Origin of the sequence: Sulfobacillus thermotolerans (genome assembly GCF_039623705.1) — a bacterium.
Lineage (GTDB): Bacteria > Bacillota > Sulfobacillia > Sulfobacillales > Sulfobacillaceae > Sulfobacillus > Sulfobacillus thermotolerans.
On sequence record NZ_CP133983.1, the window covers coordinates 1,505,574 to 1,529,222 of the forward strand.

21 protein-coding genes, 1 pseudogene and 1 riboswitch are annotated in these 23,649 nt (G+C 53.9%); of the genes and pseudogenes, 11 read left to right on the top strand and 11 right to left on the bottom strand.

The window, feature by feature from the left end; genetic code table 11:
* Positions 1-9: 9 nt before the first annotated feature.
* The 7 genes from ORD20_RS07670 to ORD20_RS07700 all read right to left on the bottom strand — a co-directional run bounded on the left by ORD20_RS07670 (position 10) and on the right by ORD20_RS07700 (position 5,797).
* Positions 10-738 (bottom strand): alpha/beta hydrolase, encoded by a 729-nt coding sequence (locus tag ORD20_RS07670; RefSeq protein ID WP_158246401.1) that lies wholly within the window; start codon positions 736-738, stop codon positions 10-12.
* 96 nt (positions 739-834) lie between these two features.
* The gene (locus ORD20_RS07675; RefSeq protein ID WP_207654699.1) at positions 835-1,161 is read right to left on the bottom strand and encodes an SDR family oxidoreductase; all 327 of its coding nucleotides are present in this window, start codon (positions 1,159-1,161) and stop codon (positions 835-837) included.
* A gap of 579 nt (positions 1,162-1,740) precedes the next feature.
* Positions 1,741-1,830, bottom strand: coding sequence for an MYXO-CTERM sorting domain-containing protein (locus ORD20_RS07680; RefSeq protein WP_304465930.1), 90 nt, complete (start codon positions 1,828-1,830; stop codon positions 1,741-1,743).
* Between the two features lie 1,218 nt (positions 1,831-3,048).
* Positions 3,049-4,200 (bottom strand): trans-sulfuration enzyme family protein, encoded by a 1,152-nt coding sequence (locus tag ORD20_RS07685; protein ID WP_103376889.1) that lies wholly within the window; start codon positions 4,198-4,200, stop codon positions 3,049-3,051.
* Positions 4,201-4,217: 17 nt separating this feature from the next.
* Entirely contained in the window at positions 4,218-4,853 is a 636-nt protein-coding gene (locus ORD20_RS07690; RefSeq protein WP_430626694.1) for an aminotransferase class I/II-fold pyridoxal phosphate-dependent enzyme, read from the bottom strand.
* Positions 4,854-4,895: 42 nt separating this feature from the next.
* Positions 4,896-5,285: a hypothetical protein gene (locus tag ORD20_RS07695; RefSeq protein WP_103376888.1), complete on the bottom strand. Its 390-nt coding sequence runs from the start codon at positions 5,283-5,285 to the stop codon at positions 4,896-4,898.
* Between the two features lie 221 nt (positions 5,286-5,506).
* The gene (locus ORD20_RS07700; RefSeq protein ID WP_103376887.1) at positions 5,507-5,797 is read right to left on the bottom strand and encodes a hypothetical protein; all 291 of its coding nucleotides are present in this window, start codon (positions 5,795-5,797) and stop codon (positions 5,507-5,509) included.
* Positions 5,798-5,921: 124 nt separating this feature from the next.
* A riboswitch (SAM riboswitch) is annotated at positions 5,922-6,027 on the top strand.
* 139 nt (positions 6,028-6,166) lie between these two features.
* On the opposite strand from ORD20_RS07700, the gene ORD20_RS07705 reads away from it, so the two are divergent.
* Together ORD20_RS07705 and ORD20_RS07710 are read left to right on the top strand one after the other, a co-directional pair.
* On the top strand, positions 6,167-7,318 hold the full coding sequence (locus ORD20_RS07705) for a hypothetical protein (protein ID WP_430626657.1): 1,152 nt from the start codon (positions 6,167-6,169) through the stop codon (positions 7,316-7,318).
* Positions 7,315-9,192 (top strand): bifunctional homocysteine S-methyltransferase/methylenetetrahydrofolate reductase, encoded by a 1,878-nt coding sequence (locus tag ORD20_RS07710; protein WP_103376884.1) that lies wholly within the window; start codon positions 7,315-7,317, stop codon positions 9,190-9,192. Before ORD20_RS07705 ends, ORD20_RS07710 begins: the two co-directional genes overlap by 4 nt.
* On the opposite strand, the gene otsB is transcribed toward ORD20_RS07710, so the two are convergent.
* From otsB to murJ, 3 genes are all read right to left on the bottom strand, one after another.
* Positions 9,170-9,970 carry a trehalose-phosphatase gene (otsB, locus tag ORD20_RS07715; protein ID WP_103376883.1) on the bottom strand — a complete coding sequence of 267 codons (801 nt, stop codon included), beginning with the start codon at positions 9,968-9,970 and terminating at the stop codon, positions 9,170-9,172. The two genes, ORD20_RS07710 and otsB, sit on opposite strands and share 23 nt — an antisense overlap.
* A complete protein-coding gene (locus tag ORD20_RS07720; protein ID WP_430626658.1) occupies positions 9,963-10,754 on the bottom strand; it encodes an alpha,alpha-trehalose-phosphate synthase (UDP-forming) in 792 nt (263 codons plus the stop codon). The genes otsB and ORD20_RS07720 overlap by 8 nt, the downstream gene beginning before the upstream one ends.
* A 222-nt stretch (positions 10,755-10,976) precedes the next feature.
* Positions 10,977-12,566, bottom strand: coding sequence for a murein biosynthesis integral membrane protein MurJ (gene murJ, locus ORD20_RS07725; protein WP_103376881.1), 1,590 nt, complete (start codon positions 12,564-12,566; stop codon positions 10,977-10,979).
* Between the two features lie 156 nt (positions 12,567-12,722).
* Between murJ and ORD20_RS07730 the strand changes: the two genes are divergently transcribed.
* The 4 genes from ORD20_RS07730 (at position 12,723) to ORD20_RS07745 (ending at position 16,133) form a co-directional block, all read left to right on the top strand.
* Positions 12,723-13,388, top strand: coding sequence for an SDR family oxidoreductase (locus ORD20_RS07730; protein WP_103376880.1), 666 nt, complete (start codon positions 12,723-12,725; stop codon positions 13,386-13,388).
* The gene (locus ORD20_RS07735; protein WP_430626659.1) at positions 13,385-14,773 is read left to right on the top strand and encodes a cobyrinate a,c-diamide synthase; all 1,389 of its coding nucleotides are present in this window, start codon (positions 13,385-13,387) and stop codon (positions 14,771-14,773) included. The genes ORD20_RS07730 and ORD20_RS07735 overlap by 4 nt, the downstream gene beginning before the upstream one ends.
* A gap of 203 nt (positions 14,774-14,976) precedes the next feature.
* Positions 14,977-15,318 (top strand): reverse transcriptase domain-containing protein, encoded by a 342-nt coding sequence (locus ORD20_RS07740; RefSeq protein ID WP_430626660.1) that lies wholly within the window; start codon positions 14,977-14,979, stop codon positions 15,316-15,318.
* Positions 15,222-16,133 carry a reverse transcriptase domain-containing protein gene (locus ORD20_RS07745; RefSeq protein ID WP_242968660.1) on the top strand — a complete coding sequence of 304 codons (912 nt, stop codon included), beginning with the start codon at positions 15,222-15,224 and terminating at the stop codon, positions 16,131-16,133. Before ORD20_RS07740 ends, ORD20_RS07745 begins: the two co-directional genes overlap by 97 nt.
* A 70-nt stretch (positions 16,134-16,203) precedes the next feature.
* Here ORD20_RS07745 and ORD20_RS07750 read toward each other — a convergent pair whose 3' ends face one another.
* Positions 16,204-17,490 (bottom strand): MFS transporter, encoded by a 1,287-nt coding sequence (locus ORD20_RS07750; protein ID WP_242968659.1) that lies wholly within the window; start codon positions 17,488-17,490, stop codon positions 16,204-16,206.
* 338 nt (positions 17,491-17,828) lie between these two features.
* Between ORD20_RS07750 and ORD20_RS07755 the strand changes: the two are divergent.
* The 5 genes and pseudogenes from ORD20_RS07755 to treS form a co-directional block, all read left to right on the top strand.
* A pseudogene (locus ORD20_RS07755) lies at positions 17,829-18,650 on the top strand (DUF3536 domain-containing protein); the annotation flags it as partial.
* Between the two features lie 76 nt (positions 18,651-18,726).
* Complete coding sequence (locus ORD20_RS07760; protein WP_430626695.1) at positions 18,727-19,023, top strand: DUF3536 domain-containing protein; 297 nt, start codon at positions 18,727-18,729, stop codon at positions 19,021-19,023.
* Positions 19,020-19,166, top strand: coding sequence for a hypothetical protein (locus ORD20_RS07765; protein WP_430626661.1), 147 nt, complete (start codon positions 19,020-19,022; stop codon positions 19,164-19,166). The genes ORD20_RS07760 and ORD20_RS07765 overlap by 4 nt, the downstream gene beginning before the upstream one ends.
* 20 nt (positions 19,167-19,186) lie before the next feature.
* On the top strand, positions 19,187-20,815 hold the full coding sequence (locus ORD20_RS07770; protein WP_430626662.1) for an alpha-1,4-glucan--maltose-1-phosphate maltosyltransferase: 1,629 nt from the start codon (positions 19,187-19,189) through the stop codon (positions 20,813-20,815).
* Positions 20,739-23,627 (top strand): maltose alpha-D-glucosyltransferase, encoded by a 2,889-nt coding sequence (treS, locus tag ORD20_RS07775; RefSeq protein ID WP_430626663.1) that lies wholly within the window; start codon positions 20,739-20,741, stop codon positions 23,625-23,627. The genes ORD20_RS07770 and treS overlap by 77 nt, the downstream gene beginning before the upstream one ends.
* The last annotated feature ends 22 nt before the right edge of the window (positions 23,628-23,649 follow it).

Sequence of the window (23,649 nt, forward strand, 5' to 3'; positions counted from 1 at the left end):
CCTGTTGGCTTAGGATGAGGCCTTTGAGGATTGAACAGCATTAAGCCACTCCACCACGAACGGGGCGGCGAGGAGCGGGATGCCGGAGTGGTCGGCATCCACGGTATTATGCGTTTTGGGACCATGAGCCATGGCAAAGAGCTGGGCTGCGCTTGAGGGGGGAAGCTCCTTGTCGCGGCTTCCACTGACCAGCAAAAAGGGACGGGTGGCTAATTTCTCTAGAGCTTGAGGCAAAGCTTTGTCCATGGCGAGTCCGACTTCGACGGGACTGGCGCCGTCAACCCATGCCCATCGTTCTAAATAATATTGGATCACTTCGGGATTAGGGCGCATGACCGTGACGGGATATCCTAATCCTAAACTTGCCACTCCGACCGCGGCAGGGTCCAAGCTGCCCGCCACCAATGCGGCTGCAGCGCCCATGCTGTGACCAATATACACGGGAGGTGCGGGGGAGGTCAGCTGCCGATGCGCGTCGAGTGCCGCTTGCACGGCCATATCAAAGCTGATCAACGATCCGCCGCTGGCACCCAACTTATGGCCTGGAAGGTCAATTGACACGACAGGATACCCCGCTTTGGCCAAAGCGGTCGATACGGGGTCCATGAGGTGTTTCGAGGAGCTATAGCCGTGGATGACAATAGCCCGAAAAGGTGCAGGGACTCCGTCTTCAGGACCATATCCGAGTCCTCGGATCTCTTGTCCCCCGGATTTAAAATGTACCGGAAAGATTTTCACCCTCGTGCCTCCTTTCTTTTCTACACAATCATCATGGGATTGCTGGTTCATTTTGGACTATATCAAAGATATGGCCTCGTGAGAACACAAGGTCGCCTACGTAAGGTTTAATCCGCCATCTCCCCTGACGACCTCGCGCGTAAGATAGGTGGAATTGGCCAGCATGAGAGCGATTTCAGCAATTTCCATGGGGGACGCACCCCGTTGCATAGGGGACTTGGCACGCCACAAGTCATGGACTTCTTGCCAAGCGTGCGTCATGGGCGTGTCCACTAGACTTGGAGCAATGGCATTGACTCCGATTTCCGGAGCCCGTGTGACCGCGAGCATTTTGGTCATGTGATTTAGTGAGGCCTTGCTTATGGCATAAGGAATGGAGGCCTTTTGGCCTAAGACCCGCATGCGACGAAATGTTAATGGCATTCGGCAACGATTCCTTGAATTTCGGGCCATAAGACCATAAGACAAGTAAATCCGCCGACCAATTATAGGGGGTTGGTCCGTTGCACACCCCGATTGCCCAACGTAACACATAGGCGCGGCTGCGACTCGCTCTGGAAAGTGGGGGCACAAGGACGGTCGTGCTGGTTCGCCGACGGGTGGATGTTAGTCTATTCCATGGACACCACGAACTCGATGATGCTCATCTAATAGAATGAGGTGATCATCATGGGTATGCGGTCTATTTGGGATTGAATTTATGAGACTCCAAACGGATCGTGATAAAGGCCGCCCGCGAGGGGTGAAGTTTACGCATCCCCGGTGCATCGTAGGGGTGTGGGCAAGAAGCGGACGTCCTTGCCGTATCCTTCGATTGTAACGGCCTAGACTAAACCTGCGTTGCCCGTTGCAGAACGTATGAAAACGAAGTATTCTAAACATGATAGAAAGATGCACGGCACCCGGGTGGGTGACCGGCACCGTGCAGAGCTCCACGTCTGCGATCGATAAACAAAGAGCTAGAGACTCATCGTAATCCGCCGGGCTGCTCTCCCGCGCGGATTACTTTTTGCGACGCCGAAACAGCCAGCGTCCCATCAACCCAACAAGGGCCAAGGCCACGGGTGCGGTCAGGTGGAGACTCATCAGCACCACCTCCTTCCGGTTCTGCTCGCGCAAAGAGGCGGCAGATCGCAGACGTGGCACGCCGGGAGGAGGCCGATCGGGGCACAAGAGCCCGCTCAAAATAAGTATATCGCCCATCCAGCGGATGGGCTAGTCTCACCGCCTGCAGAAAACTCTGTTCGAAATGCCACAGCGCAAGAAGATCAGTTTCTAAAATACTGGACAAGATATCGTTCGGGTACTGGGCGTTTCGCTCCGGGGTGGATCTCGCTATTATTCAGCAGATTTTGAACCTCAGCAGTCCGGGCACCACGCTGGCCTACATTGGGATTCGTCGGGAAGAGCGGGATGCAGTGTACTTGGGGTTGAATTTGTGAAGAAACAGAAGGTATCGTGATAAGGGCCGCCCGATTCCGCGACAGAGAAGGTGACGTCACGCCCGTGTCGTGCCGATTGGTGCTCGAGACCGGGCGGATTCTGCCGTGTCACGATGTGGATGTTAGTCTAAATTGTGGACACCTCGTATTGAGACAAGATGATACAATAATGCTCAATTGAGGTGAATCCGATGGCCAATCCATAGGATCGCGCGTTTAAAGAACAAGCGGTTCAACGCGTGTTGACCCGACAAAAAAGTGGCGCGCGAACTGGGCATTCCCAGCAACACGTTGTATGGGGGGATTGCCGCCTACAAAGCCGACCCGGTCGAACCCTTTGTCGGGAAGCATCTGAAAGCGGAAGACCAAGCGCTGCGCCTGGTCACCAACGATCGGAAGTCATCGTTCCGTTCATTCATGCACACCGTTTCCCCGTCTCCATCACGCAGAGGTGCCAAATCCTCGACGTTTCGCGAAGCGGGTCTTAGGCGTGGCGCCATCGCCCTCCCAGTGCTCCAGCGCAAGTTCGGGCCCGGCGGGTCGAACGGATTCGGGCGGTGTTGACCGCGTCAGGGGAACGTTACGGCAGCCCTCATTGACCTGACGAAATTCCGAACCCGGGCAGAAGCGGAAGTTGCGATCTTTGCCGTTAGGTCCAGAAGGCTCTGAGCGCCATCGCAAGACGGCGGTGAAATCGGCCTCAGCGAAGCCGGAAGTCAGCTTTGAACCTGTTTAGTTAGGTTTGAGTAGGACCGATGGAACGGAAATCTCTTAGAGGAGAGCAATTCAATTCTCGAGGACGATGCAAAAATTCGGCCTAAACGCCTGGTTAGGGACCGTCCTAAGAAGGAGGTCCCCTCTCACAGGATTAAAGACGGGAAGCCGTCAAAGCTTGTTGAAAATCCTGAATCAAGTCCGCCGCTGACTCGAGTCCGACGGAAATGCGTACAACATCGGGTGTGATGTGCCGCTCGGTGCGTTCTTCTGGCGTTAAAGCGGCGTGGCAATGCAGTTCGGGCAGAGATACAATGGTTTCTGTGCCCCCAAAACCTGCGCCTACGCGAGCCAAGGCGAGATGTTCCGCCATACCAGGAACCTGTTCGGCATGATGCAGACGAATCGTGAGCATTTGCCCGAAACCGCGCATGGTATCTCGGGCTACATCATGTCCGGGATGACTGGGTAGTCCAGGGTAATAGACCGTGTGAACATCTTGATGGGTCAAGAGAAATTGGGCCAGTAATTGGGCTGTCTTTTGCGCTTGCTCCATGCGTACGGGTAATGTATGCAGGCCACGCAGGCTCATGTATGCATCGTCCGGAGACAAGATAGCGCCACACGCATTTTGGATGAAGTACAGCTGTCGTCCTAAATCCTCATCTTTGGTGACGGCAACGCCCGCGGTGATGTCGGAGTGCCCACCAATCATCTTGGTTGCCGAGTGAATGACAATGTCGGCGCCAAGGTCTAAAGGATTTTGTAGGTACGGCGTAATAAACGTATTGTCGACCAAAACCAATAAGCCATGACCGTGCGCCCATGTCGAGACCCGAGCGATATCTGTCACATGTAGGAACGGATTACTAAAGTTTTCCACTAAAATGGCTTTGGTCTTTGGCGTTAATGCGGCTTCTAGGGCGTTAAGGTCTTCGGTATCGACATAGCTCGCATGAATGCCAAATCGGCTGAATACGCCGCGTAAGACGCGCTGTGTGCCTCCTTGGCAGTCTCGCGTGACGAGGAGATGATCGCCTTGAGAAAACAGCATGAAAGCCGCCGTCAAAGCGGCCATGCCCGAGGAAAAAGCCATACCGCGGCTCCCGTGCTCAAGGCTTGCCATGGCCGCTTCAAAAGCATGCCGGGTTGGATTGCCCGAACGCGCGTAATCATACGTTGGGGGATTCCAGGGATCGGCTTGGTGATAGGTGGTGGCACGATAAATGGGAGGCGTAACCGCCTGGGTGGCAGGGTCAATCTCCTGGCCGGTGTGAATAAACTCCGTCTGTTTGTGTGGCATCATAGACTCCTTTGACGCATCTAGGATAGGGAGTTGAGCGCTTGGTCTAAGTCGGCCATGAGATCATCCACATGTTCAATGCCGACGGCCCCTAAGTCTAAAGGCCGCTGGCGAACCGCGGTCATAAACGTATTATCAATAGCCAATTTGGCACCATGGGCATGGGCCATTTCCGCAAGAGCTCGTAATGGACTGACTTGCAATAAGGGGTTACTAGGGCTTTCCGCAATAACAAGACGCGTCGTGTCCGTAAAGGCGCGCTCGACCGCATCGAGTTGGCGCGTGTTAACCATCGAGGAGCGAATGCCAAATTTTGCAAAAACATCTACCAATAAGCGATAGGTCCCCCCATAGGCATCGTCAGTGACAATCACATGATCGCCTTGGTGGAGCATGTGCACCAAAGCCGTGAGAGCAGCCATGCCGCTTCCATATAAAAGAGCGCCAGCACCTCCATCAAGACGGTTGATAGCCTCTTGCGCGCTGTGGCGGGTTGGGTTTTCGGTCCGGCTATAGTCGTATTGGCCAAGGTTCTCACCCGGATGCTGATACGTCACCGTTTGATAAATCGGGGTGCTAACAGATCCATATGCGAGATCTTGTCCGACGCCGCAGTGAGCAGCAAGAGTTTCAGGATGCCACTGAGGGCTCCTCATATGATGCACAAAAATCGTCCTTTCTGGGGCAATATCAGCCGATCAAGAAGTGAGAAAACGATCCAAAATATCACGGGCATTTTCATGGCGACGGCTTTCTTCCAATAAATAATTGAGCACGTCACGTAGCCAGGCGTCTAAGGGAATACGGTCCGTCTTTAATACGACGTCGTGCACGATCTTTTGCCGTTCGGGAAGCAGTTGACCGCCCTTGGCACTAAGTTGGTAGCGTACATTGTCAAAGGTTAGGGTGATCGACTTAATGGATGACGTTTTGGAGAAGAGGCCCGACTGACGAACCACCCGCACGTTTTCGGGCAACGACGCCTCCAGCTTATGCGCCAAGACGGTCATAAGCATTGGGACGTCATGGCGGACATCCTCCAGTCCAGCCGCGAGAATCTCAAAAGACATTCCCGCATTATCATCCATGTGGCACGCCTTCTTTCTCCTGCGCTGTCGGTTCACTAATGCGCATGGCCTAAGTATTGTGGACAGGTAGTCCCGCAATCATCACTCCTATTTTCAGCGAAGATGGGGCTGTGTGCAAGGCACGAAACTCCTAGACGGAGGATTTTTGTATAGAAAGAATGGGCGAGAGGTAGGGGAAGGAGAGCAAGAGCTCCCGCCGCATTAAGGGCAGCGGGAGTCGCTTAATGGAAGACGTGATGCCACAAGGTCAAGGCCGTGTGGCTGATTTGCATAGCAGCAAAGGTTAAAAAGGAGCCTAATATGGCGCGGACTCCTTGCCATGACTCGAGACTGCGCTGGGCATCCCCTAAGGTGTGGATGAAAAAATTCAACTGCCATAACAAGACAGAGCCGAGAACGGCAACAATGACGACGAACCAACGGAACACATGGCGGCGGCGAGCTGGTTTAGAGTCGGAATCCAGCACGCTGTGGCGCCGTTCTTTGGATAAAGACGAGCCCGATGACGACATGGTGCCACCTCCTATGGATACTCTATCATCCATACCAAAAAATGGCAATTATATTATTTTATGCAATGTCTCTTGACCATTTCGCGACGCCATGGTATTTTGCTTACAATTCAATAAGATTTACTTCTTATCCAGAGTGGTGGAGGGACTGGCCCGATGAAACCCGGCAACCCCCATAGGGTGGGTGCCAATTCCGGAAGAATACGGATTCGTATTCTTTAAGATGAGAAGAGCTAACGCCTCTTCTCTAAGTAGGCGTTTTTTTATGGTTGGATGTGCCGGGCTCTGTCTGGTCCACGCCACGCGTCCAGCTTCATTTCCTCAACGACTTTGATGCCGGTGAGATCAGAACAGGGGAGAAATTATATAATGAAGACAACGATTATGGGGTCTTATCCGAAAATTCCGGCGGGTCCGGGGCCGAGTGTCCGGACTGCTATTCAACGTTTCGAAAAAGGGCAAATCTCGCCGGAGCAACTGTACTCGACCTATGAAAGTGTTGTAAAACGGGTCGTGGACTTAGCCGCTGATGCACAGTGTGATAGGACCACAGATGGCCAGATCCGCTGGTACGATCTCTTTGATCCCGTCGTTCGGGACTTGGATAATGTGTACAGTGCGGGTCTACTGCGGCTGTTTGACAACAACTTTTACGTACGTCATCCGGTCGTCACAGGTCGCCTACAATATCAAGGGGGAACGCTAGCGGCATGGAGTCGCGAAGCGGCCTCTTTATCTCGTATTCCCGTGACAATTGTCCTTCCGGGCCTCTTTACCTTTTTATCTATGGTGGAAGACAAAAATTACCACAATGAGGAAACGCTATTAAGTGACTTGGTTGATGTCATGCGGTTGACCGTCCGTCACCTCGCTGATACGGGTATTGTTGAGGTGCAGTGGGATGAGCCGGCGCTGGCGCGCTATGCGGATCGTTGGCCCACAGCGTTCGTTCAAGAAGCGTACCAGAAGCTCCTAGCGTTGGAAGGACTCGTGCTGGATTTAGCTCATCTGGTGCACGAGGAGGCGGTGGCATTAGAAAAAGCGGGCGCTCGTTATATCCAAATTGATGAACCCGCGTTATCGACGAGGCCCGAAGAATTGGATTTGGCTATTGAAGCCATGGCGATTGTCACAGAAGGATTGACGGCGAAGACCATCAGTCATATTTGTTACGGGGATTTTGATACCATTTTGCCGGGATTATTTGAGCTTCCGGTGGACCAGCTCGACCTCGAAGCCGCTAATCAGAATTATGCATTGCTCGACCTTTTGGCGCGCCATCCTTGGCCCCAAAACAAAGAATTGGCATTAGGCGTGGTGGACGTGCACACGCACCGCATTGAATCCGTCGATGAGGTTAAGGCGGGAATTCGGCGGGCACTTGAAATTGTTCCCCTCAACAATTTGCTGATTGACCCGGACTGCGGATTAAAGACGCGTACATGGGACGAGGCGACAGAGAAATTGCGCGTAATGGCGCAAGCGGTTCAAGCAGTGCGGGAAGAGGAAGGCCTCGAGTGAAATCGTTAGCGGATGCTTTAAGGGACCCGACGTGGATTATAGGGGACGGAGCATCAGGCACGGCGCTTATGGCGGCGGGGATCGACCCCGCTGCTCTTCCTCTCGTGCCGCTAAGACAGCCTGACACGTTAATGAATCTCCATCTCCAATATCTCGAGGCCGGAGCACGGTTGTTAGAGACCCAAACCTTTTCCGCCAATGGGAGCAAACTGGCGGCACTGGGGCTCGAAGCCGACGTTGTCTTATTGCACCGCCGCGCAGCGCAAATTGCGCGACACGCGCGCGATATCTTTGGCGAACCCGCGTGGATTGTTGGATCGATAGGACCTTTGGCACAACCTGTCGCCTCGCCGGTTATGGAGAGCCTTACGCATGAAGAGGCCGTGGACTATTATCGCCCGGTGGTCGCGGGACTGTTAGCTGGTGGAGTCGATGGCTTTATTGTGGAGACGATGTCTGATATTCCCACGGTATTAGCCGCGGTAGAAGCCATTCGCGAGGAAAGCCTCTTGCCGATTATTGTGAGTTTTGCGTTTTCACCGGAAGGGGCGACGCGTTACGGGCTTACGCCCGAACAGGCCATTGAAGCGATGGGCCAATTACCAGGCGGTCCTCCTCAGTTGGTGGGTGCCAACTGCGGAAGTGGACCGGCTCCGTTGCTGGATGCCGTGATTCGAATGGCGCCACGGGCCAAAGATTTGCAGATTCCGTTAGCCGCCTTTCCTAATGCAGGGCAGCCCGCGATGGTGGCCAATCATGTCCATTATCCGGCCAGTCCACATTATGTGGCGACCATGGCCCCAGCCCTCGCGGAAGCTGGGTGTCGAGTGATTGGCGGGTGTTGCGGGACGACAGCGGCGCACATCCAAGCCATTGCTCAAACACTGCAGCATATGCCTGTTTTGCCCCAGGTCCGGACGTGGAACGTTGAGGACGAACATGCCGCTAATGAAACAATGGGGGGTGAAGGCGCTCCTGAAGGCATAAGGCAACTTTTTGGCAAGCGTTTTGTTGTGAGCGTGGAACTCGACCCGCCTCGGGGCGTCAATCCCCACCGGGTGCTGGAAGCCGCGCGCACCGTATGGGAAGCCGGCGCGGACGCCATTAATATTGGTGATAGTCCCATGGCACGGGTGCGACTCAGCGCGCTTGCAACGGCGCGGTTGATTGCAGAACAGCTACCGGTCGAAACTATTTTGCATTTTACCACTCGTGATCGCAATCTGATGGGACTACAAAGTGATTTGCTCGGGGCCCATGCCTTAGGCATTCGCAATGTACTGGCGCTCACCGGCGATCCGCCGGGCATCGGTGACTACGCCCATGCGACCGCTGTGTACGACATCAATTCTATTGGCCTCGTGAAGGTGCTGGCAGGCTTTAATCAAGGGCAAGATGCGTCGGGACAGAAAATTGGTGGCCATACGGCGTTTGATATCGGAGTCGGGGTGAATCCGACGGCCGAGGACCTCGACCATGAAGTGCTTCGCTTACAGCAAAAACTAGAAGCCGGCGCGGGATTTATTATGTCTCAACCCATTTATGCCAAAGAACAACTGGAGAGATTTTTGGACCGTTTTGGTCCCTTGCCGGTCCCCCTGTTATTAGGCGTTATGCCCTTGGTATCCTATCGTCAAGCATTGTATTTGCACAATGAGGTGCCGGGGATTACCATTGGCACAGAGATTTTAGCACAGTTCGAACATGTCCAAGATGGGACAGCGCTAGGGATTGACATGGCCTGTGCATTGCTTGACGATCTCGAATCGGTTATTCAGGGTGTCTATCTGGTGCCTTCATTCAATCGCGTTGAGCCGCTCTTGCCCCTCATTGCCTATATCCGTCAGGAATTCAGCACGAAAAAAAGGTCGTAAGGTGCTGCGCTGTGTGTTGGAGCAAAGCGCGTACTGCGGCAGGCGAGGGCAGGGTCCACTGGGCGGTTGTAGGGCCGTCCCCAACATGGATAGTCACGGCTGACGGGAGCGCGGCAAAGGCGTCTTCGTCCGTACGGTCGTCTCCTATGACGACAGCTAGGGTTGGGGAGGGCAGGATCGCCTGCACCCGTTGCCACAAGACGTGAACGGCATCCGCTTTCGTTGGGCCGGGCTTAGGGCGAATCTCCCAACACAATTTAGCTGGTACGATCTCAATAGCCTCGATGCCCGTCATGGCGTCACGCACACGGCGGGCAACGGCAGGGCCTTCGGCCGCTGCCACTTGTCGGTAGTGGACGCTAAAGGAATAGGTTTTGTCTTCAATAAGCAATCCTGAAAACTCTTGGCGCAAAGGGGCCAAAGCTTTTGCGATCGCATCATGGTGGCGGCCAAAGGCTTGGACATTCTCATGCGTCCAATGCTCTGGGCCGGCCTGATACTCGGCGCCATGGTTGCCGCTGAAGATCAGCGGCAGTGGCGCAAAACGCTGTTGGATGTCAGAGAGCGCCCGGCCGCTAATTAATGCAATCCGGTGCTGAGGTGATTGTGCGATTTGCCCCAGAGCCCATAGCAAAGACTCTGGGACATGGACCCGGTCCGGGCTCGGAGCGAGATCTAACAAGGTGCCATCGATATCCATGAACCACACACAGCTTTGAATATGGCGATCACAAACGAGACGATGCAACGTGAACTCGGAAAAGAGCGGTTTAGACATAAGATTGCGCAGCCATCTTTAATGTGAGAAAAATATCGGCCATCCAATCATAGATGGTGTGTTCTTCGAGGTGCTTACGCATGGCTGAAATACGATCCGCCCGTTCGTCTGCCGAAATACTCAAAGCTTCATGCAGGGTATTGGCAAAACCCTCCGGGTCTAAGGGATTGATGGGGAAGGATTCGTGTTCTAGTTCATTGGCGGCCCCGGTGGTTTCACTTAATAGCAAGACCCCGCGTTTGTCAACTTGTGCGGCCACAAACTCTTTCGCGACAAGGTTCATACCGTCGACCAAAGAACTCACAACCGCAAAATCCGCGGCACGGAAGAGCCCCATGAGACGAGGGCGATCGAGACTGTGGGGCAATGTAATGATGGGTTTCCATCCGTTCGTCGCAAACCGTTGGTTGACTTCCTGCGTTTTCTTTTCTACCTGCTCGTAGAAGCGCCGATATTCAGCCACCTCCGTCCGCGAGGGGACAACAATTTGAAGATACGTGACGTGTTCGCGGTATTGCGGATACAACGTGTAAAATTCCTTCATGGCGTCTAAACGCGGTAAAAGACCTTTCGTGTAATCGGCGCGATCGACAGAAATCCCTAAAATTTGATCACGACGGTCTACGTGGCGACGAATACCTCGGACCCAACGCCGAATTCGTGGGCTTTCCACCATCGCTTCAATGGCGTTGACATCAACCGAAATAGGAAAGGATTTGACATGGACACTACGTCCTTGCCAATCAATGCGCCCGGTCTCACGACTGCATTGCCCGATCCCCACGCAACCCAGTTTCCGCCTATTTCTTGCAGTAACGGGTCAAGGGCAGAGACCACTCCTCCCGCGGTTTGTATTGTGCGTATTCCACCGGCAACGCGTTCATCGATGTAGGGCTCCCGGTTGGTTACCACAACAAGAGGAGCCTCGATCAGCTGTTTGATGGCCATGACCGTCACCTCTCTTTACAGCCATTGTAACATACAAAAAAGGAAGAAATTTGGTAGATCAAGCCAGAGAGGATGGGGATTTGCGACGAATTTTTCTAAAACGGGCCACGAGCTCGCGAATCTCGGGAAAGCGGAACACGGTTAACATGAGGAGATAGACCAACAAGGATGTGCTGACCGTCCCGACAAGCCCTAACGTTAGGGGAATCAAGCCGTGGATGGCATCTAAAGCGAAGAGGTGGCGGGCGCCGTATACCGCAAGGGCGGTCACGGCGGCGGCGATGAGAGTTTTCACCGCAAAAGGTCGAAAGTGTAGGCTGCTGTTATGTGCAGGATTGAGAGCCCGGATAGTTAATAAGGTCGTATTGAGCCAAGCCGCGAGCCCCGTCGCTAAGGCGAGACCGTCTGCTTGCATGAAACGCACGAGAATTAAGTCCCCTACAATGTTGAACAGAATCGTGATGATGCTAAAACGGGCCGGGCTTTTCGTATCTTGCGTGGCAAAAAAGAGCTTTTGCAGATAAAACGATAAGCCAAAACCCGGTAAGCCGACAGACCAAAATAATAGAGTGCCGGAGGTAATGCGGGTTGAGTAATTGGAGAAAGCGCCATGCTGGTAAATGAGGCGTAAGATGGGAACGGACAAGATCATAAACCAAATGGTAATGGGGACGATGAGCAGCACGACCAGCCGAAAACCACGCATCGCCAGCTTTTGGTAGGTCAATTGATCGTGTTGGCTCTGGTGTTGGGCTAAACGCGTATAAATCGGCGTCGTCAGGGACGAAATGACGAGACCTACGGGAATTTGAACCAAGACATATGAATAGTTTAAGGCGGCAAGACTGCCAGTGCGCAGGGATGATGCCAAGACGCGATCAACAATCACGCCAATGGTACCGACCGAACTGGTCAGAAAAAAGGGCCCTGACATGCGAATCATTTTTCGTAAGAGGGGATGACTGAAGTGCCAACGGAAATGCAAGTGCAGCCCCGTCTTGCTTAACGCGGGGAGGGTAATGGCAAGCTGGGAGACAACCGCAATCAAAAACCCCATAGCAACGCCTTGAATTCCGAAATAGTGGCCGAGGACGATAATCGTGAGGATACGGACGATATTAATCGCGACCGGAGACACGGCCGGATAAAAAAATTGCTCGCGTTCTTGCAAAATACCAACGACTAACCCCGATAATCCCCAAAACAAAATGGTGGGAATCATGATGCGTGTCATGGAAATTGTCAGCGCCAACTCGTGGTGATGAAATCCTGGCGCTACAATATGCATAATGGTGGGCGCAAACAGCTCGCCGACGACGATTAAAAAGGCTGCCAAAATGACAATAGCCGTAAAGACTTCATTGACAAAATTTTGCACAGAACGTTTGGACAACTGCGCATCCCCTTGGGTCATGAGGGGAACGAGGGTGACGGAAATGGCCCCATTTATCGTGCTGAACAACAAGTTGGGCAGAACCGAAGCCATGAGCCAGGCATCGTTGGCGGCTGAGGTTCCAAAATAGGCGGCCATCACGATTTCTCGGATAAAGCCGCTGAGTCGGCTGATCAGTGTGGCTACAAAAATAATGCCAGCCGATAGGCCAATGCTCTGGTGCCGTCCGGCCGCGGTGGATCCTGCGCGGCGCATTTTCAGAGGAATCCCGCCTTCCACGATAAAACGCTAATCTGTCCAAAAGCGATATTAGTCACTCCACAATCCTAATAGTGCGTCCCTCATTAATTAATTTAGCACTTGTCGGAATTGTTGTCAATATTATTGCGCCAAACGAAGGGGAATAAGAGCATGATTGTTGGTGTTACCGGCGTAAGCGGCGGAATCGGGACCGCACTGGAGGCGCAGTTAACGGCCGACGGGATATCCGTGATCGGCTTTGCGCGCAATCCTCATTCAGGCCACCAGACCCTCGATGTGACATGGGACCGGGAAACAATAGGCGCTACGATAGCAGGGGCTATCGCACCATCACAGCTTTTTGACGGGTGGGTCAATTTGGCAGGGGCTGATATTTTACAAGGCGATGTCCGGAAACTGCCCTATTTATCGCGACTGCACTTATTGTGGACGACGGACGTTGAAGGAACCATCAAATGTACCCAAGCGGTCTTACCCCGACTCCGCCCAGGCGGCGTGATTATTAACATCGCGTGGGACGAGGCCTTGACGGGTGCACAAGGCGCATCTGCAGAATTATACGCGACCGCTAAGGCGGCTATTATTGGCTATAGTGCCAGTTTGGCTCGGTCGCTAGCCCCAACGTTTAGGGTCGGCGTGATCGCGCCGGGATGGGTCAAAACCCGTTGGGCGGCGAGTTTGTCCCCCGAACAGCGCGAACGGCTGATTCAGCAAAGCCGTTCCCAACACTGGATTTCTGCCGACCGGGTCGCGGGCGTTATTATGGAGTGGCTTAAGGCGCCGGGGCCCAGTGGTACGGTGGTGACCGTGTCATGAGCCAACGGTTGGATGGAGCATATCCTCGCTTGGTTATTGCGGCTCCGCGCAGTGGCGAAGGGAAGACCACGGTGACGCTGGCCGTCATGGCGGGCTTGCACAGCGTAGGACAAAGTGTTCAGGGGTTTAAGGTGGGGCCCGATTATATTGATCCCAGTTACTATTACGCGGCTTCCCAGCGCGCAGGGCGTAATTTAGACGCCTGGATGGGCGGGCCTGATGACGTGCAGGCATCGTTCATCAAAGGAATGGCGCAAGCGGATGTGGGCGTCATTGAAGGCGTGATGGGTTATTTTGATGGAAAAAATCCGGTGACGCGAGAGGCGAGCACGTGGCACATTGCGTCGCTGCTGCAGGCGCCCGTGTTGTTTGTGGTTGACGGCCAACGCAGTGCGGCCAGTCTGGCAGCCATCGTGTGGGGATTTCAAAACATGGTGCAGCCTAGTTATCTAGCCGGTGTAGTGATTAACCGGGTAAATTCTGAACGACATTACCGGTTGTTGCAAGACGCTATTGAGCACTACACAGGCCTTTCCTGTGTAGGGTACTTACCTGCTGACGATCAGGTGGCCATTGCGGAACGGGCACTGGGAATCGAGCCCGCCCACGAGAATATCCAGACCCAAGCCTTGATCGACCGCTTGACCTTCCTAGCGAGCCAGACCTTGGATATGGACCAAATTCTTCGCATCGCCCGTCACGCCCCTCGTCTTTCAGGCATTGTGGCTCCTGTTCAGCGCCCTGCGGCGGCATCCAAGGTGATTGCAGTTGCCCAAGACCAGGCTTTTAACTTTTACTATCCACAGAATCTGGAATTGTTGGTGGAGTTAGGCGCAAAACTTGTGCTATTTAGTCCCTTGGCGGGTGACGATATTCCTATCGAGGCGGATGCGTTGTATATCGGGGGAGGATTTCCTGAACGATATGTTGAGCGATTAAGTGCCCAAACGACCTTGTTGAGGCGATACCGAGAGCGGATTTCAGGTGGGCTTCCCACGATCGCAGAATGCGGCGGCTATATGTTTTTGAGCGAAAGTTTGCGCGGCACAGATGGCCAGGACTATCCAATGGTGGGCGTCATTCCCCACAAGACAGCGATGCAACCACGTCTTCAAGCCGTGGGGTACCGTACGATTACGCTTTTAGAATCAAGTCACTTCGGGCCAGGGGTGGCGTTTCGAGGACATGAATTTCATTATTCGCGTACGGTACAACAGCAAGGGCCGGCCGCCTACCGTCTTGAGGGCCGCGGAGGCACTGAAGAAAGCGGTTATGCGCAAGGAGCTTTGCTCGCAGGCTATGCCCATTTTTATTTTCCATCCAATGTCTCAGCAATGGGGTGGTGGATGAACCATCTTAAGGCCAGGCAAAGCCCTACGGGCTAGACAATGGAAAGTCCCAAATACGGCCTAAGGCTTTGTCGCGAGGCGGGATGAGTGCCGCGGCAAACCTCCTCTCGACACCCGACGCGTCAACCCGTAACCTTATGGACGCAATTTTGGACGGAGAGAATCTGAAGCGTGCGCTACGCCGGGTACGGGCCAATCAGGGCGTACCGGGCGTGGATGGGGTGTCCACCGAGGAGTTCATGGACTACCTCCGCGAGCACTGGCTGACGATTCGCACGCAACTACGTGAGGGAACCTACTATCCGCAGCCCATCCGGGGGGTCGAAATCCCGAAACCGACCGGAGGCGTCCGGATGCTTGGCATCCCGACCGTGGTTGATCGCTTTATCCAACAAGCCATTTTACAAGTGCTCACGCCTTTCTTTGACCCCACGTTTTCGGACCTGAGCTTCGGCTTTCGCCCGGGCGCAGTGCGCACCAAGCCGTGCGCCAAGCCCGCCGATTCGCCGAAGGCGGGGCCGAATGGGTCGTCGACCTCGACTTGGAGAAGTTCTTCGACCGGATTAATCATGACATCCTGATGGCGCGCGTCGCGCGCCGAGTCCAAGACCGCGTGGTTCTCCGGCTCATTCGCCGCTATCTCCAAGCCGGGCTCATGTTCCATGGCGTCAGCACCCCCCGGACGCTCGGGGCAGCCCAAGGCGGGCCCCTCAGTCCCTTACTCGCCAACATCGTGTTGGACGACTTGGACAAGGAACTCGAGCGCCGGGGATTGGCGTTCGTCCGCTATGCGGACGACGCGATGATATTTGTGCACTCCCGCCGGGCCGGGGAGCGGGTCTTGGCATCGGTCACCCGATACCTTGACCGGACACTGCATCTCCCGGTGAACCCAACCAAAAGCGCGGTCGACCGACTGACTCGGCGCCCATACCTCGGGTTCAAGTTCCTGACGCACCGGGGCCAATACCGCATCGGGCTGGCCCGTGAATCACTGCGGCGCGTCAGGCGCCGCCTGCGGGAACTCACGGACCGACACGCTCCCGGACGACTTGAGACGCGCATTCAGCAAGTCAATCGATACCTCGCGGGTTGGATCGGCTACTTCGCGCTGGTGGATACGCCGACGCCCCTACGGGACCTCGACCGCTGGATTCGCCATCGCTTCCGGGCCATCGTCTGGCGCCGGTGGAAACGCGTCCGCACGCGGTACCGGGAACTGCGGGCTCTCGGGGTGCCCGCGTGGAAAGTCAGGGAACTCGCCAATGCACGCAAGGGCCCATGGCGCATGGCCGCGGGGCCCTTAAACAGCGTGCTGACAAGGAGCTATTGGGATGCACTAGGCTTGCACCGTCTCCTCAACCTGTACGAGGTCACACGTCTACGCTGGTCATGAACCGCCGTATACCGAACGGTACGTACGGTGGTGTGAGAGGGCGCGGGTTAGTCACCCGCCCCTACTCGATTTACATGGCGGTTTCGGTGGCAGACACAGGCCGAGAGCGATATTGGGCTCCCAAAATGAGGAGGCCGCCTAATACAAGGAGGGTGGTCATCAGCCCGAGTCCGGCCAGCATGCTATTGTGGCTGATGGTCATCAAGTAGCCGACCAGAAAGGGGCCGAGAAATCCTCCCAAATTGCCTAAGCCATTAATGAGACCCATGGAGGATCCTAATGCGGCGGGACCGACCATGAGGGGGGGAAGCGTCCAAAATACACCAAGAAAAGCCATGACTCCCGCTTCGGTGAGGGATAACAAAATCATCGATAGGGCAGGACTTGCGGTGCCAACGAGGGCGGAGAGTAATAGAGAGACGCCAGCGACAATTAAGGGGATGGCAATATGCCATTTGCGTTCACCCGTGCGGTCTGAGTGGCGGGAATTAAGCCATAACGCCAGCACAGCGGCAATGTAGGGCAGTGTGCTGAGCAAGCCCACGCCGATGGGGCCAAACGACGAAAGGTGCTGTACGATCGTTGGCATCCACAACGTCACCCCATAGAGTCCAGTCACGGCCAAAAAATACACGGCGACTAAGAGCCACACTTGTTTATTCGTAAAGGCCTGCCGCCAATCATTCGCCAGCGGCACTGTTCGTTGGTCATCTTCGGCAAACTTTCTTTCTAAATACGCTCGTTCTTCAGAGCTTAGCCATTTTGCGGTCGCAGGCGAGTCGTCAATGAATATCCACCATACCACGGCCCAAATGAGAGCCGGCAATCCTTCGAGATAGAAGAGCCAGCGCCATGAGAGATGGGCCAAAATCAAGCCAGCGATCGGGGACATAATAATGGCGGCCACCGGTAAGCAAAACATCCAATAAGAATTCGCTCGAGCTCGTTCATCAAACGGAAACCATTTGGCCAAGAGAGCTAACGTGGCGGGCCATACGCCGCCTTCGGCCACCCCCAATAAAAACCGTACCGTTAATAGCTCGGGTACATTTTGTACGGCTCCGGTGAGCATGGCAAAGATAGCCCAAAATATGAGCGACAACGTGATAAATTTCTTAGCGCTCCAATTGACGCCCCAATGGCCGCCCGGAATCTGAAGAAATAAGTAACCGAAGAAGAAGATACCGCCGGCCAGACCGGCCATGGTGGCGTTGGTACTCAGGGTTTTTTCCATGCCGCTGAAACCGAACCCAATGTTAATGCGGTCCATAAACCCAATCGTATACATAAGAAATGCCACGGGAATAATCCGTGTCCAGCGCTTGTGCCCGGTGGGGCGATCGTCAACTACAGTCAATGGAATCCCTCCTTGGGGTCTGACCTTGCGAAGCATAGCGTTCTGCGCAATCTTTTTCGAATGAAAAGAAATAGAATCGATCAAAAATGCCGCGAAATAAAGCATTGGAAGATAGGAGACGGGGATTATATGTTTCAAGAATCTCCAGATTAAAGGTAAAGATATTCCTTGCATTGTAATCTTTACCTTTTTGCAGTGTATCAGATTTAACAGAAGAAGCCAACCATTCGTTATTCACTGACCGGGGAAAGTTGAGGGCGTGAGGGAGGAAGTGACACCCACCGACGAGCGCGTGTGATACCATAGGCATATCACAATAGGACGCACGAGAAAATCGCTTGGACGAGGTGAGCTCTTACCGTATTCGTCTGGCTTCGAACCGTGCGATTACAGTATTTTTTTATCACGCCCCGTTATCGCGAGCCGTCGCGTTTGAGGGGTTACTCAATAACGGAGCAGATTTCGCGGCGCGTTTAGCCAGCGGATTTACACGGGGCGATGAAGATGGACAGATCGTGAATATCGCCACAGACGGGGAGACGTACGGGCATCATCATCGCTTTGGAGAAATGGCTTTAGCCTATGCATTAGAGGCGATTGAGCATAGGACTGATGTGTGTCTGACCAATTATGGGGAGTACTTAGCGGGGCATCCGGCCGAGTGGGAAGCTGACATCCGCGAAAATACCTCATGGAGTTGTGCTCACGGGATTGAACGGTGGCGAAGCGATTGCGGCTGTCACACGGGGTTGCACCCAAAGTGGAATCAACAGTGGCGACAACCCTTGCGTGACGCGATGGACGGCCTGCGAGACGCGGTGGTGCCATTGATAGACAATGCCGGACGGCAGTGGTTTAAAGATCCGTGGGCAGCGCGCAATGACTATATTGAGGTGTTATTATCGCGCGATGAGACGCATCGGCAAACGTTTTTGCATCAACACCAAGCAATGGCATTGTCGGAAGTAGAACGTGTGCAGGCGTTGGCCTTGATGGAACTATGCCGACACCTGCTATTGATGTATACCAGTTGTGGCTGGTTTTTCGATGACATTGCCGGAATTGAAGCGGTGCAAGTGATGAAATATGCGGCCCGTGCTATCGAACTGACTAACGAGGTTTTTGGGATCAATCTGACGGCATCGTTTACCGCGCGATTGGCGCAGGCCGTGGCCGGAAACCATTTATTGTTACCATGTATGGCAGCACCATGTCCGGATATGGCGTTCCGGAGCGATCGTGTTAAAGATAGGACGGGTGCGCGTAAAGTCGCAGCTAACCCTAGCCTCCCAGACGTTCGTGTTCGGAGCGCTGCACTTAGGCGATCACAACGTCTCCGCCGGAGTGCGCGCGGACATGGCCGATGACGTTGTAACGGCTATGGAAGCTCAAATGGGTCATGCCTTTGACTCCGCAGAATTTCCTGAGGTTCTGCGCCTCTTAGACCAATGGCTGCAAGGGCGCACGTATTCTTTGCGCCATTTATTTCGCGATGAACAAGAAGCGGTCATGAAGCATTGGGTAAAACCATGACTGTAGACTTACGGTTTGCGCAAATGGCCGTGTTTCAGCTCCATCAAGAGGCTAAAACATGGCACCCAGCCCTATGGCACGAACGGATGACGGAGTTGGAAAAATTGCTCATGATTCATGCGGACCCGCAGCATATAGATTAGGGGTTAAAGGGGAGAAGTCTATGGAGATGAAGCGGCCGGCTCGGGTGTTCGTTTTGAACGTCAGCCCCAGCGTGGATTGCGGACGCTTTCCGATTAAGCGCATTGTCCATGATACGGTAACCGTATCAGCGGATTTGGTGGCAGACGGTCATGATGTGGTACGCGGACGTCTTGCTTACCGGGTAAGGCCTGATGGACTATGGCAGTTTGTTCCCCTTGCGCATCAGGGGAACGACCGGTACCAAGGCACATTTAAGACCACGACCGTCGGTGTCTATGAATATCGCGTGGAAGGTTATATTGATGCCTATGCGACGTGGCGGGAGCGCTTTGAGAAAAAGCGGGCTATCAACCAAGACCTTCCGCGGGAACTGGCACAATTGGCGCAGATTATCGCCCAGCATCTTGCCATGGCATCGTCTTTGCCCGAGGATGTTCGAATTCAGCTGGCTCAGGTGCAACAACAGTTGGAATCACTGGATGTCGAAGCCGCTGCCGATGTTGCCACATCGAAGGTATTGCAAGACCTCATGCTTAAGGTGCAAGATGATCAAGATGTGGGACGCTCGGAGATTTTCTTAGTGCGCGTCGACCGGCCGCGGGCCCTTTTTGGCGCGTGGTACGAATTCTTTCCGCGTTCGTGCGCGCGGGAGGGGGGCCGGCACGGGACCTTTGCCGAGAGTGAGCCGTTTTTGGAATATGTCGCGGGACTCGGGTTTGATGTTGTCTATCTGCCCCCCATTCACCCGATTGGGACGATTCATCGGAAGGGAGTCAATAACCACACCACGGCAAAGGCATCGGACCCCGGCAGCCCTTGGGCCATTGGAAGTGCTCAAGGCGGACATCTAGCGATTGAACCGTCCTTAGGAACTCTTGCGGATTTTGATCATTTCCACCAGACCGTACGGCAGCTCGGCATGGAATTGGCGATGGATATCACATTCCAGTGCGCGCCGGATCATCCCTGGGTGCAAGAACATCCCGAGTGGTTTAGCCATTTTCCCGATGGAAGTATTCAATATGCAGAAAATCCCCCCAAAAAGTATGAAGATGTATACCCCTTAAATTTTGACACGCCGGCGTGGCAAGCCTTGTGGGAAGCTTTAAAGGATGTCGTAAAATTTTGGGCGGACCGCGGAGTGCGTATCTTTCGTGTCGATAATCCCCACACCAAACCCTTGGCGTTTTGGGAGTGGCTGATTGGGCAAATTCAAGCGCAATATCCGGATGCCATATTTTTATCGGAGGCGTTTACGCGGCCCAAATTAATGTATGCTCTATCCAAAGCCGGATTTAGTCAATCGTATACCTATTTTGCATGGCGCAATACACCGGCGGATTTGAGGCAATATTTAATGGAATTGACGCGCACCGAGGTCAAGGAATTTTTTCGTCCCAATTTCTGGCCAAATACCCCGGACATTTTGCCTGAATTTTTACAGACACCCAACGTCACAGCGTTCGCTATCCGGTTGATTCTCGCCGCCACTTTAGCTGCGAGCTATGGGATTTATGGGCCAGCTTATGAACTGTTGGAATCGAGACCTGTACGGCCAGGAAGCGAAGAATATGATCATTCCGAGAAATATGAAATCCGGCACTGGGACCTTAGCCGTATGGAGCGACACCCCAGACAAATATGCTGATGCTCGCATTATTTTTCAAGATTTTGAACGATCCAATTGGACCTATGATGATGTGGCCGATGCGTATTATTGGCACCGCTTTTATTCCCATCAGCCCGATCTTAATTTCGACAATCCCGTCGTCAAGCGCGAGGTCTTCAAGATCCTCGACTTTTGGCTGGATATGGGCGTTGATGGCTTGCGATTGGATGCGGTACCGTATTTGTACGAGCGTGAGGGGACCAATTGTGAAAATCTGCCCGAAACCCATCAATTCTTGCGGGAGCTTCGGGCCCACATTGACGAAAAATACCCCTCACGGATGCTCTTGGCTGAAGCCAATCAGTGGCCAGAAGATGCAGCCTTGTATTTTGGCAACGGGGATGAGTGTCACATGGCGTTTCATTTTCCGTTGATGCCGCGCATGTTTATGGCTTTATACATGGAAGATCGTTATCCGATTATGGACATCTTGGAGCATACGCCCGCGATTCCCGAATCGGCACAATGGGCCATCTTTTTGCGCAATCATGACGAGCTGACCTTGGAGATGGTGACTGACGAGGAACGCGATTATATGTACCGGGTCTATGGTAAAGAACCACAGTTTCGCATTAATGTCGGCATTCGCCGGCGGCTGGCCCCGCTTTTGGGAAACAATCGCCGCCGCATGGAACTGATGAATGCATTGCTTATGACCTTGCCGGGTACACCCGTGTTGTATTATGGCAATGAAATAGGCATGGGCGACAATGTCTATCTTGGAGACCGGGACGGCGTGCGCACCCCGTTTCAGTGGAGTCCAGACCGCAATGCCGGATTTTCTCGCGCCAACCCTCAGCGGCTGTGCCTTCCCGTCATTGTCGACCCTGAATACCATTATGAATCGGTCAACGTCGAAGCGCAGCAAAACAATCCTTCTAGCTTCTTGTGGTGGATGCGCCGCATTATTGCTTTGAGAAAATCTTCAAATGCGTTTGGGCGGGGTGCTTTGCGCTTTTTGGTCACGGATAATCCCAAAGTGTTGGCCTTTGTACGTGAGTATGACTCAGAGCGCATTATGGTGGTGGCCAATCTTTCGCGCTTTGTTCAAGCGGTCACCATCGACACGGCGGATATGATCGGGCAAAGTGTGGCGGAAATGTTCTCCCATTCGACGTTCCCACCGATTTCACATGAGAGCACGGTTTACACGTTAGGGCCTCACGACTTTTATCTCTTTCGCCTCGAAGACCCGGTCCAGGAGTTGGCTGCGCCTGCTGGAATGCCAGGCCCTCTATCCGTCGCGATTAGCGATTTCGCGCAAATGCCACGGGTCTTAGATGCCTTAACGGACTTCATTCCCGAGTATTTGCCTAGGCAACGGTGGTTCGCGGGCAAGGGATTGCGCATTATGCAAGTGGAGCATGAAGCGTGGATTCCGGTCGGTCAGCATGGGGGATTATGGATTATCCGGGTGCGCTATATGGGAGGGGGCGAGGAACGTTACGAGCTGCCCTTATGGTTGGAGTCTGGAGTGGCGGACGCGGCTCTTGGCCTCTTTTCATGGCACAATGAGACGTGGAGTGTGTTGGAAGGTACCGACTATCCCGCGTTTTGGCACGATCTGGGGCGCTATTGGATTTATCCAGAGCGCTTAAGCAGCAAAGATTTCGAACGGAAAACCACCGGGGCCTGGCGCAACCGAGAACGTGGCGAGGCTCTGAATGAAGATCCGACCCCGCTGCATGCGGAACAAAGCAACACGTCAGTAGTGTTTGGGACGCGGTGGATGATGAAATTGTTTCGTCGTCTTGAAGATGGCATCAATCCGGACTGGGAAGTCGGGAAATTTCTGACGGATCATCATGGAGAACAGGTGGCTCCCAGGACATGGATGGGGTGGGAATATCATCCGGGGACACATCAATACCAACTCGGTATTTTGCAAGAATATGTCGTGAACCACGGGGATGCGTGGACCTACACCTTGGATCACCTGACGCGGTATTTTGAATTAGCGGCCGCACATACGGACACCGTGCAACCGGTCACGTGCCACAATTGGTGGACCGACCGCACTTGGGTGCCGAATGAAACGGTGCACGCGATGATGGGGGAGTTTATTGGCCAAGCAGCCCTCATGGGCCGTCAGACAGCCGAAATGCATCGCCTGTTGGCCTCAGACGCCACCATCCCCGAATTTCGGCCTGAACCTTTTTCTGCGCTTGACCAACGCGCCACCTACCAGTCCATGCGACAAACGGCCGACCGGACGTTAAGTGAACTTCAAGACCGTCTGCCGCACTTAGACGAGGTCTTAAGACCCTTAGCCGAAGCGGTTATCGCGCGGTGGGAGGGAATCGATACGCTTCTGCGCAAGGCCGCACGGCCCACGGTTCAAGGGGCAAAAATCCGCTGTCATGGTGACTATCATTTAGGGCAATTGCTGTACACTGGTGAAGCCTTCAAAGTGGTGGACTTTGAAGGAGAACCGCTGCTATCGTTAACCCAAAGGCGCATCAAACGCTCGCCGTTCAAGGATGTGGCAGGAATGGTGCGCTCTTTCCATTATGCCGCTTTGACCCAGGCCCTCCGTCAAGAAGAGTTTGGGGTGGCCTTTGACACGTTGCGACCGTGGGCCATTGCGTGGTTTCAAGCAGCGACGGTACGCTTTTTGGACTCGTACCGAGCTAGCATGCCGGCACCCTTATTGCCCGAGTGGGGGACGGATTGGTTATCAGCATTTATTCTCGAAAAGGCCATTTATGAACTGCGCTATGAGTTGCGCAATCGTCCCGCCTGGACCCGTATTCCCATGGAAGGCATCTTAAGTCTCATTCCCCAAGAGTAAGGCATGAAATTGGAAAGGAGAC

Coding starts and splice junctions, on each gene's coding strand:
- ORD20_RS07675 (WP_207654699.1), bottom strand. CDS start 1,161: ATGCCATTAACATTTCGTCGCATGCGGGTCTTAGGCCAAAAGGCCTCC.
- ORD20_RS07735 (WP_430626659.1), top strand. CDS start 13,385: ATGAGCCAACGGTTGGATGGAGCATATCCTCGCTTGGTTATTGCGGCT.
- ORD20_RS07690 (WP_430626694.1), bottom strand. CDS start 4,853: ATGAGGAGCCCTCAGTGGCATCCTGAAACTCTTGCTGCTCACTGCGGC.
- ORD20_RS07695 (WP_103376888.1), bottom strand. CDS start 5,285: ATGGATGATAATGCGGGAATGTCTTTTGAGATTCTCGCGGCTGGACTG.
- otsB (WP_103376883.1), bottom strand. CDS start 9,970: ATGTCTAAACCGCTCTTTTCCGAGTTCACGTTGCATCGTCTCGTTTGT.
- ORD20_RS07700 (WP_103376887.1), bottom strand. CDS start 5,797: ATGTCGTCATCGGGCTCGTCTTTATCCAAAGAACGGCGCCACAGCGTG.
- ORD20_RS07705 (WP_430626657.1), top strand. CDS start 6,167: ATGAAGACAACGATTATGGGGTCTTATCCGAAAATTCCGGCGGGTCCG.
- murJ (WP_103376881.1), bottom strand. CDS start 12,566: ATGCGCCGCGCAGGATCCACCGCGGCCGGACGGCACCAGAGCATTGGC.
- ORD20_RS07685 (WP_103376889.1), bottom strand. CDS start 4,200: ATGATGCCACACAAACAGACGGAGTTTATTCACACCGGCCAGGAGATT.
- ORD20_RS07730 (WP_103376880.1), top strand. CDS start 12,723: ATGATTGTTGGTGTTACCGGCGTAAGCGGCGGAATCGGGACCGCACTG.
- treS (WP_430626663.1), top strand. CDS start 20,739: ATGATCATTCCGAGAAATATGAAATCCGGCACTGGGACCTTAGCCGTA.
- ORD20_RS07770 (WP_430626662.1), top strand. CDS start 19,187: ATGGAGATGAAGCGGCCGGCTCGGGTGTTCGTTTTGAACGTCAGCCCC.
- ORD20_RS07740 (WP_430626660.1), top strand. CDS start 14,977: ATGGACTACCTCCGCGAGCACTGGCTGACGATTCGCACGCAACTACGT.
- ORD20_RS07765 (WP_430626661.1), top strand. CDS start 19,020: ATGACTGTAGACTTACGGTTTGCGCAAATGGCCGTGTTTCAGCTCCAT.